Annotated in this window: 7 protein-coding genes; 2 read left to right on the top strand and 5 right to left on the bottom strand. The window is 53.9% G+C overall.

All coding sequences use genetic code 11. The features are described from left to right. Positions 1–119 precede the first annotated feature (119 nt). Both AUK29_09925 and AUK29_09920 read left to right on the top strand, forming a co-directional pair. Positions 120–1955, top strand: coding sequence for a hypothetical protein (locus AUK29_09925; GenBank protein OIP61659.1), 1836 nt, complete (start codon positions 120–122; stop codon positions 1953–1955). A 254-nt stretch (positions 1956–2209) separates the two neighbouring features. Next, on the top strand, positions 2210–2857 hold the full coding sequence (locus tag AUK29_09920) for a DNA-binding response regulator (GenBank protein OIP61658.1): 648 nt from the start codon (positions 2210–2212) through the stop codon (positions 2855–2857). 65 nt (positions 2858–2922) lie between these two features. On the opposite strand, the gene AUK29_09915 is transcribed toward AUK29_09920, so the two are convergent. From AUK29_09915 to AUK29_09895, 5 genes are read right to left on the bottom strand one after another with little or no spacing between them, the layout of a single operon-like run. Then, positions 2923–3642, bottom strand: coding sequence for a hypothetical protein (locus tag AUK29_09915; protein OIP61657.1), 720 nt, complete (start codon positions 3640–3642; stop codon positions 2923–2925). 15 nt (positions 3643–3657) lie between these two features. Continuing rightward, positions 3658–5100, bottom strand: coding sequence for a hypothetical protein (locus AUK29_09910; GenBank protein OIP61656.1), 1443 nt, complete (start codon positions 5098–5100; stop codon positions 3658–3660). An 18-nt stretch (positions 5101–5118) separates the two neighbouring features. Then, on the bottom strand, positions 5119–6369 hold the full coding sequence (locus AUK29_09905; GenBank protein ID OIP61655.1) for a hypothetical protein: 1251 nt from the start codon (positions 6367–6369) through the stop codon (positions 5119–5121). Further along, on the bottom strand, positions 6359–7291 hold the full coding sequence (locus AUK29_09900) for a hypothetical protein (GenBank protein OIP61654.1): 933 nt from the start codon (positions 7289–7291) through the stop codon (positions 6359–6361). The genes AUK29_09905 and AUK29_09900 overlap by 11 nt, the downstream gene beginning before the upstream one ends. Positions 7292–7295: 4 nt before the next feature. Then, the gene (locus AUK29_09895; GenBank protein OIP61653.1) at positions 7296–7778 is read right to left on the bottom strand and encodes a hypothetical protein; all 483 of its coding nucleotides are present in this window, start codon (positions 7776–7778) and stop codon (positions 7296–7298) included. Positions 7779–8381 lie beyond the last annotated feature (603 nt).

Here is an 8381-nt window from a genome sequence, read left to right as displayed (position 1 = left end):
CAATGACTTCTCCATATCGCTTGCTCGAATAAACGAGAACACAACTATTCACAAAACAAATAAAATGGTATACTTATGCAATTTAAAATACAACTATAAAGGAAAATACTTAGCCCATTATGCTGAAAAGAATCATCATCTCCATCACGTTGAGCATTCTGGTCATCCTGATCAGCCTCGGTATTATCAGCGCCATCAGCGTCAATGACAGCATCCAGCGGTCCCTGGAAAGCCGTCTCACCCTGGCCAAGATTATCGGAAAATATATCGACTATATGCTTGAGAGCAACCTCCGAAGGCTGCAGGATATTTCCATATCCGGAAGAATAGACTTTGAAGACGATGATTGGGATCCGGAGAAAAAGGCGATCAAGACGGCCTATGAATATTCCATCTTCACGGACAGAATCTTCCTCCTCGACATCTACGGGAATGTGGTGCTGACCTACCCCCATCAGGAAAGCGGCAATATCAATCTCCTGAGCATCACCGACGTCAGCAAGACGCTTTCCGACAAACGGCCCTACATCTCCGATGTCTACACCATGGAACCCACCCAGAAAAAGGTCATTTTTGCCTTGGTCCCTCTGAAAAACAAGAACGGGGATTTCATCGGCGCCGCCGGTGGAGAGATCAATCCCACAAATTATCTTTTCACCCAGGTCCTGAAATCCGTTCCCGCGGATCAAAGTACGGTGATCGAACTTGTGGACAGCCATGGGATTATCATCTCGTCCAACAAACAGGAACGGATTCTGACGTGCAGCGACCACAACATGTTCCTGAGCAACCTGATCGCTGAAAGAAAAAGCTCCGTGGGCGTATGCCATCGGTGTCATACCGAAGAAGAGCGTCATGAAGAGAAGACCCAGGACATCCTGGCCTTCGCCCCTTTATCCATCGCTTCGTGGGGGATCACCATTCGTGAACCGCAGGAAATCGTCTTCGCGCCTTCCACCCTTTTGAAGAAGGGCTTTTTCAGTCTCAGCCTGATCGCCATCGGCACTTCTTTGCTCCTCGTCGTGGGCCTCAGCAGAAGCATCGTCAAACCCTTGAAGGCCCTGACCGAGGCCGCCCGCAAGATCGGCGCGGGGAACCTCTCTGAACCGATCGAGGCTGCCGGCAAGGACGAAGTCGGGACGCTCGCCCAAAACTTCGACAGAATGAGAGTCAAGCTCGCCGAGTCCCATGAAAATATTCAGCGGCAGAATCTGGAACTGGAACAGCGGGTCCTAAAACGGACCAAGGACCTTGCGGAAAGCCGTGAAAAGCTTTCGGTCCTGCTGCGCCGGGTCATTACGGCCGAGGAAGAGGAACGCAAACGCATCGCCAGAGAACTTCACGACGATACAAGCCAGTCCTTGAACGCGATTCTTATGTCTTTGGATGCCTTTCAGCAGTCCTGGGAGAAAAATAGAGACGCCCCGCAGAAACTCAAGCGGTTGAGAGAGCTGTGTGTCCTCTCTCTTCAAGGCCTCCATACCATCATCAAGGATCTGCGCCCGCCCATACTGGACGACCTCGGATTTGATTCCGCCGTACGCTGGATCCTCGAACGGCACCTCGGCGGAAAGGGAATACACTATTCTTTGGACATCGAGGGAAGCTGTGAGCAGGTTGAGAAACCTCCTGAACGGGTCCTGGATTGCAGTCAGATGGAACTCCTTCTTTTCCGGGTCATCCAGGAAGCCATGATCAATATTGTCAAACATGCGGACGCAAAGAACGTCTTGGTCTTCCTGCGGTTCCGCTCATCTTATGTGGAAATAGAAATCGAAGACGACGGAAAAGGCTTTGATGTTCAGAACGTAAGCCGTTCGGTCACATCCGGAAACAGACCCGGCGGGTTCGGCATCCTGGGGATGCAGGAACGCGTGGCGCTCATGGACGGCAAGATGACCCTCTGCTCCCAGCCCGGCAGAGGGACGCAACTGACCGTGTATGTGCCGGTTTAATTTTTTCCTTGACCCTATGAGAAAACTTGGATAGTTTTACCGGAGAGACCGGACTAAGTGGTCCTGTTCGTAAATATGGTAACGTGCCGAGAGGGTCGTAGGGCGGTCTCATCAAGGCGCGCGACTGAGGTATACCCTTGTGGTACGCCGCAAGGAGCGGAACGCTGAGGAGGCCGCCCTACGGCACTCGAATGCGACCGTATTTATGAATAGGGCCACTAAGCTTTCCGGTTTAAACGAGGCCGGGACAGACCATGCCGAAGATCAGGATTGTGATTGCAGACGACCATGCCTTGGTGCGCGAGGGGATCACGGCCTTGTTGAATCTCCATGAGGATATCGAAATTCTGGGCGAGGCGGCCGACGGCAAGGAGGCCATCGACAAGGCTTATCAACTCAAACCCGACATCATCCTCATGGACATTGCCATGCCGGGTCTGGGCGGCTTGGAAGCAACCCTGGAGATCAGGAAGACCTGCCCCGATACCCGCATTCTGATCCTCAGCCAGTATGACGACAGGGAATACGTGAGCCGTCTCTTGAAGGCCGGCGTTTCGGGTTATATCCTGAAGCACGCCGTGGGTACGGACCTGATCTCAGCCATTCGATCCGTGGCGCGGGGAGAACAGTACTTGTACCCGTCCATCACCGCCGGCGTGATAGACGGCTATCTCAGGAAAGGCGAGGTCCAGGTGGAGGACCCTTACGAGAAACTGACCGACCGGGAAAAACAGATCCTCAAGGTGATTGGAGAGGGATACAGCCACAAGGAGATTGCGGACCTCCTCAATATCAGCGTTAAAACCGTGATCGCTCATCAGACCAACATCTCAGAGAAGCTTTCGATCCGTTCACGCACGGCTCTGATGAAGTTCGCGATTCAGAAAGGGCTGGTCAAATAGGCGGCTCGAAAGCCCCCCTGTCTCTTCACACGGGCCGGTGATCTTCCATCTTATCCTGCATCGCATCATGGGGATCTCGAAACATCCGCTCTCGCTCCTCCTTCATGCATGCGGGCGAATTCAAGCGGGTGTTCCAGTTCCATTCTCCTGCGTGGAATCATCCCCGTGAAAATACTGGTATCCAGGGGAAATACGTCCGGACTGAAAATGGCGCTATAGATATGCCATATCGCGATCAGGATGAAGATGAGGGTGGCCTGATGGGTATGCAGAACCTTGGCGGCCGGGACAAACTCACCGGGGAGAAAACGGGTCGCCTGGATGGGGAACCAGAGGATCAGGCCGGAGAAAATCATCAGGAATGCCCCCACCAGGATCCCCCAGTATTCAAACTTCTGTTTGAAATCGTAACGGTCGAACTGGGCGGGGGCTTTCTCTAAACCGACATAGTATTTCAAATTGTGTATGGCATTGGTAAAATCATTCTTGTTGATCATCATGGAAGGCTGCCATCTCCTGGCCACGATCCCCACCATGGCGACGAAAATATGAACCACGATGAGCATCAGAAAGACCATGCCGGCGCAGCGGTGCAACCATCTCACATTATCGATCCCGCCCAGTTTAAGAATGAGCCATTGGGAGAAATCAATGGTATAGAATTTCTGCGAAAGGCCGGTCATCACCAGAATCCCCACCACCACGATGGCCAAGGCGTGTTCGACAATGCGCCCTCGGCTGAATCGTCTGATCTTCATGCCTTCCTGATCCGGATGGTTCGTCATCGCATTCCCCGTTTTCTATCGGTTCACGGCATAGCGCCAGATATGCAAAAGGATCTGCAGAAAGAGTCCGACCAGCAGGATGGGGAGAAAGATCTTGTACCCCAAGTCCACGAGAAAGACCAGCGGGGCTCTCGATAAACTCGGCTTGTAATGGGAAAGCCATGCATCCTGGAATTTTTCCGTGGCGTCGTGATGGCATTTCTGGCATCGTTTCAGTAAATTTTCCTTGACCACGGCCGCCGGCATGTCATGGGTGCTGCTGATATTATGGATCCCGTGGCAGTCCGTGCAGACCGCGATCGGCCTGGCCGGTTTGGACAGGGCCTCTCTCTGCTTCTTGTAAAGCCCCAGCGTCATCCCGTGAAAATCCGACAGGTAGCTTTTGACCACATCCGTGGAGAGCCCGTACTTGCCCATAATGGCCTTGTTGGCATGACAGTTACTGCACATCTCGGGAATCCTCTCGTGGAATTCCAGGGTCAGGGGGTTCTTGATGTTATGGACCTTGTGACAGTCGATACACACAGGCACATCCCTGTTCTCTTCATTGAAAAGCGCCTTGCCGTGAACGCTCTTGGCATAGGTGTCGTAAATATCGGGATGGCACTTCCGGCACCTCAATATGCTGAAGTTCTTCTCAATCCTCACATAGGCGATTGCATGCGATCCGTGACAGTCCGTGCAGATCGGCGTATTCAGGTTCCCCTGAGACTGCTTGGTATGGCAGATGCTTTCCAGGGTCTGGGTATACTTGTCAAAATGGCATCGCCGGCAGCTATCCGCGGAGGCGATGGAATAGTCCCTTCTTGTTTTGAAATTTCTCTGCGGGTGTTCCTCGGACGAGAAACCGTAATGGCAGTCCGAACAATCGAGTTTGCTGTGTGCGGAGGCCGACAATTCGGATCGATCAACCATCAGGGGTATCCCTGAACCGTCATTGAACGGAAGCTTCATGGAATGCTGATGGCAGCTCAGGCAGTACTGCATCTCGTTCGCGGTGAGCCTGCCGCCGGAAATGGCCGCGACGGCATGGGCGGTATGGCAGTCCGTGCAGAGAGGGACTTCGCCTTGCTGCTCTTGCTGAAAGAGGTTGGCATGGATGGATTTTTTCCTGATCTCTTCATCCTTGTGGCATTGCCGGCAGATCAGAGTGGACTGTATCCTGAATTGGTTCTTGCTCCTGAACCGTCTGACGGGGTGATGATCCTCGGAAAAATCCTGATGACATGTCGGACAGGCGAGGGCATGATGAACAGAGGACCCGAATTTCTCCGGGTCAATATAGGCTTCTACGGATTCCCCGTTCTCGAATTTTTTGACCACCCCCCGCTGGGCATGACACTCCAAGCATTTCCCGGCATCCTCTATGCTTGCAGCATTTTCTGCAGAGACCCGGTCCCATGCGAAGAACATCATGCCCAGGAGGAACACCATGAAGGATAGGACGGATTGCTTCATCATGATATCTTACACATCTTAGTGGTTTTTTTCAACCTGCTTAAAGCCCTGATCCTGATGGATCACCGGCATCCGGACCAGAATCCAGCGGAAAATCAGGATGTGAAGGGTGAAAATCGACAGAACCACCGCTATCTCCTGCCAGTGCGGCATGATATGATGCAGATGATCCGGAAGCTTCCAGTTGAACGCCACCATGGAGACATTGATCCGGTTCAAGATGACGCCGATGACGGCGTGAAAACCGCCGAACCGGACAAGCCCCAGGCTTCCTTTCTTCACCCCGGCCGCCAGGATCAGCGCGGGCAGGAGCACAAACCCCAGGATCTCTACGAGGTACCAATGGCCATAGGGAGTGCCCAGGAGTCCCCAGGCATCACCGTGAGCCATGGCGACCAGTTTCAGGGCCAGGTAGACCAGGATCCCGATACTCGTTCCTTTGCCGAGACCGATGGTCAGCTCGTTCAGGTTCCCAAGAAAATGATCATCGGCGCTCTTCTTCAGGAAAACGGCCGCCAGGGTGCTGACCACGATCACCATGGCCAAGGCCGCATAGATGCTGGAGGCGAGAAACAACGTCGGCAGATACGATGTGAACCAGAGCGGGTGCATCTTGGCCGGGGCAAGCAGGAAGAGCGCGCCGAGGGCGGATTGATGCAATGTGGAAAGGATGATCCCTGCGATGGTCATGGCGATGGTGATCATCATGGCCCACTTGCGCGTTCTCCCGGCCTCGAGCCACTCCAGGATGGCGGGACTGAATTCAAGAAACTGCACCGTCAGGTAGGTCGCCACGTGCCAGGCCACTAAGAACAGGACCGAGGCCGTGCCGAATCCCACGAACATGGGATAGTAGATCCGCCAGGGCCGCCCCAAATCCGTCATCAGATAGACCACGGCAAAGAAATATCCCAGAAAACCCGTAAGTACCGCAAGGCGCACCAGAGGTTTGTATCGCTTGAAACCGAAGATGTAATAGGCCGTGGCCATGACAAAACCGGTGGCGGAAAGCGGGACCCCTGAAAAGAGCCCCCAGCCGAGAAACAACCCCCATGGATACTCGTTGGATGCATCCGTGACCACCTCGAGCCCATGAATATAACGGAGCCCCATCAGGGGAAGGCCCACGCTTAAGATGACGGCCGCCGCAACATTAAAAGGCGTAATCATGTGCCTTATATATTCCGGCCACGTCATCCCCATCAATAATTTGTTCAAGAACCAAGATCGGAAGTCATCTTTTTTATTCAACGCTGCATTAGGATTCATTTTTTTCCTCCCCCTCTTTGGCTTGATGCTGCGCCTCTTCCCTGGTGTATTCCTCATGATGGCGGGAGGCGGCATAGATGCTCCCGAAGAGCGCCGGCCAGACCGTAAAGACCACCGGCACGGACGAGAGGAACCCCTTCACCTCCTCAACCATGGGTTTCTCAGGAAGATCGGCTGGGAAGCCGAGCTGCTCAAAGGGAACGCCGGAGATGTAAAGCCACCCGGTCCCGCCGGCTTCCCTCTCACCGTAGATATGATCAATATAGCGGTCCGGGTTCTTCGCGATCTTTTCTCCCGCCAGTTTGAGGAGATCGCTTCTCTTCCCGAAGGTCACGGCCTGCGTGGGACAGGCCTCTGCGCACCCGGGAATCTTTCCCTCCTTGATCCGGTCATAGCACATGACGCACTTCACGATCTTGGGCTCAAAAGCGCTTGAATAATCGTAAGCCGGCACATAGAAGGGGCAGGCGATCATGCAATACCGGCAGCCGAAACAAAGATCTTCATTATACATCACCGGGCCTTCCGGTGTCTTGGTGTAGGCATGAATCGGACAGGCCGAGGCGCAGGCCGGCTCATTGCAGTGATTGCATTGTACCTTGCGGTAAATAGGTTTGCCCGGATCCTTGGGATGATCATAGCGGTTGACCACGGTGTAGGCATGGGCCGTGGGCCGCCTCATCGTCTCAAAAACCGACTTGTCGTCAAACGGAACCTCAGGCTGCGGCAGATGATTCACCTCATTGCAGGCCTTTTCGCAGGAACGGCAGCCCACACATTCGGTGAAATCGGTCAACATTCCGTAACGGTCGGGCCATCCATGAAATTCCTCGGAGGCGAGCGCCCTGGTGTACGGGCCGAGAACGGCTGATCCCGTGAGCAAAGAGACGGTTTTTAAAAATTGTCTGCGGTCTAAACTCATGGCTTTATCCTTTCTTTTTGGCATGACATTTCATGGAACAACTCTGGGGGTCCAATCCTGCATCCCCCATATCCCTGTGACACCGGAAACAGGCGCGATGGTACGCCGCCTTCAGCCCGGGCATGTTGGGCTGGGCCGGATCGATGGCCTCATGGCAGCTCCTGCACGCGATGAAACCGGTTGCTGCGGATTTCTTAAAATCCGATGCCGTGAGGGAGTGGCACTCCATGCACGTCACCTCCTTAGCGGAAGGGTGTTGGTGGTGGCACTGGGAACAGTGCTCGGCAATGGAGGTGTGCATCTCATGATTGAAATTCACAGGCTCATAGATTCGGCTGAGAGAGTCGAGCAGGATGGTTCCCGGCGCGGTGACGCCCGAAGGCGACGCCGGTCCGGAACCTGCGCTTGAGTCACTTCCCGCATATAAGGGTATGGCGAACAGCACAGCTAAGCTCATCGTCATGAGATAGAAAACTATTTTTTTCATACGATCCCGCTCCTTTGTAAACAGTCCTTAGTGGCCCTATTCATAAATACGGTGGTATTCGAGTGCCGTAGGGCGGTCTCATCGGCGTTACGCTCCTTGCGGTGTACCAGAGGGGTACGCCTCAGTCGCGTGCCTTGATGAAACCGCCCTACGACCCTCTCGGTACGTCACCCTATTTACGAACAGGACCACTTAGGGTCATGATAGTTCAAACCAATAAACTCAGGAATCATAACAGCTCAACAAAATAAATTCCAGTATAACAACAATCTCGAATATTTTCATAACCTAATGTTCCCCTGCAAAAAAAAAGCCCCCTCGCCCTGCCGGGCATACATTCCTGGGCTCTCCCACGCCTTCGGCGCCGGACCTGTCGGGCGCCGGCGCCGAGTCGTGGGTTTCTCTGCTGTTCATGAAAAGCTGCCGGAGTGCGGAACCCCTACTCATCCTTCTTCCCTTCCTCATGATCGGCAGCCTTGTTCTTCTCTTTCTTCTTGCCGCCGAGGTAGGCTTCCGCAGGACGCCATCCAAAGGATGCGCTCTTGCCGAAAACGCCGGCCAGGCCTTCGATGGCCGCCGTGGAGAGGGCCGCCACAAAACCGA

The organism is Nitrospirae bacterium CG2_30_53_67 (assembly GCA_001873285.1).
GTDB lineage: Bacteria > CG2-30-53-67 > CG2-30-53-67 > CG2-30-53-67 > CG2-30-53-67 > CG2-30-53-67.
This window is presented reverse-complemented; position numbering and strand designations above follow the sequence as displayed.

Coding starts and splice junctions, on each gene's coding strand:
- AUK29_09925 (OIP61659.1), top strand. CDS start 120: ATGCTGAAAAGAATCATCATCTCCATCACGTTGAGCATTCTGGTCATC.
- AUK29_09920 (OIP61658.1), top strand. CDS start 2,210: ATGCCGAAGATCAGGATTGTGATTGCAGACGACCATGCCTTGGTGCGC.
- AUK29_09915 (OIP61657.1), bottom strand. CDS start 3,642: ATGACGAACCATCCGGATCAGGAAGGCATGAAGATCAGACGATTCAGC.
- AUK29_09910 (OIP61656.1), bottom strand. CDS start 5,100: ATGAAGCAATCCGTCCTATCCTTCATGGTGTTCCTCCTGGGCATGATG.
- AUK29_09905 (OIP61655.1), bottom strand. CDS start 6,369: ATGAATCCTAATGCAGCGTTGAATAAAAAAGATGACTTCCGATCTTGG.
- AUK29_09900 (OIP61654.1), bottom strand. CDS start 7,291: ATGAGTTTAGACCGCAGACAATTTTTAAAAACCGTCTCTTTGCTCACG.
- AUK29_09895 (OIP61653.1), bottom strand. CDS start 7,778: ATGAAAAAAATAGTTTTCTATCTCATGACGATGAGCTTAGCTGTGCTG.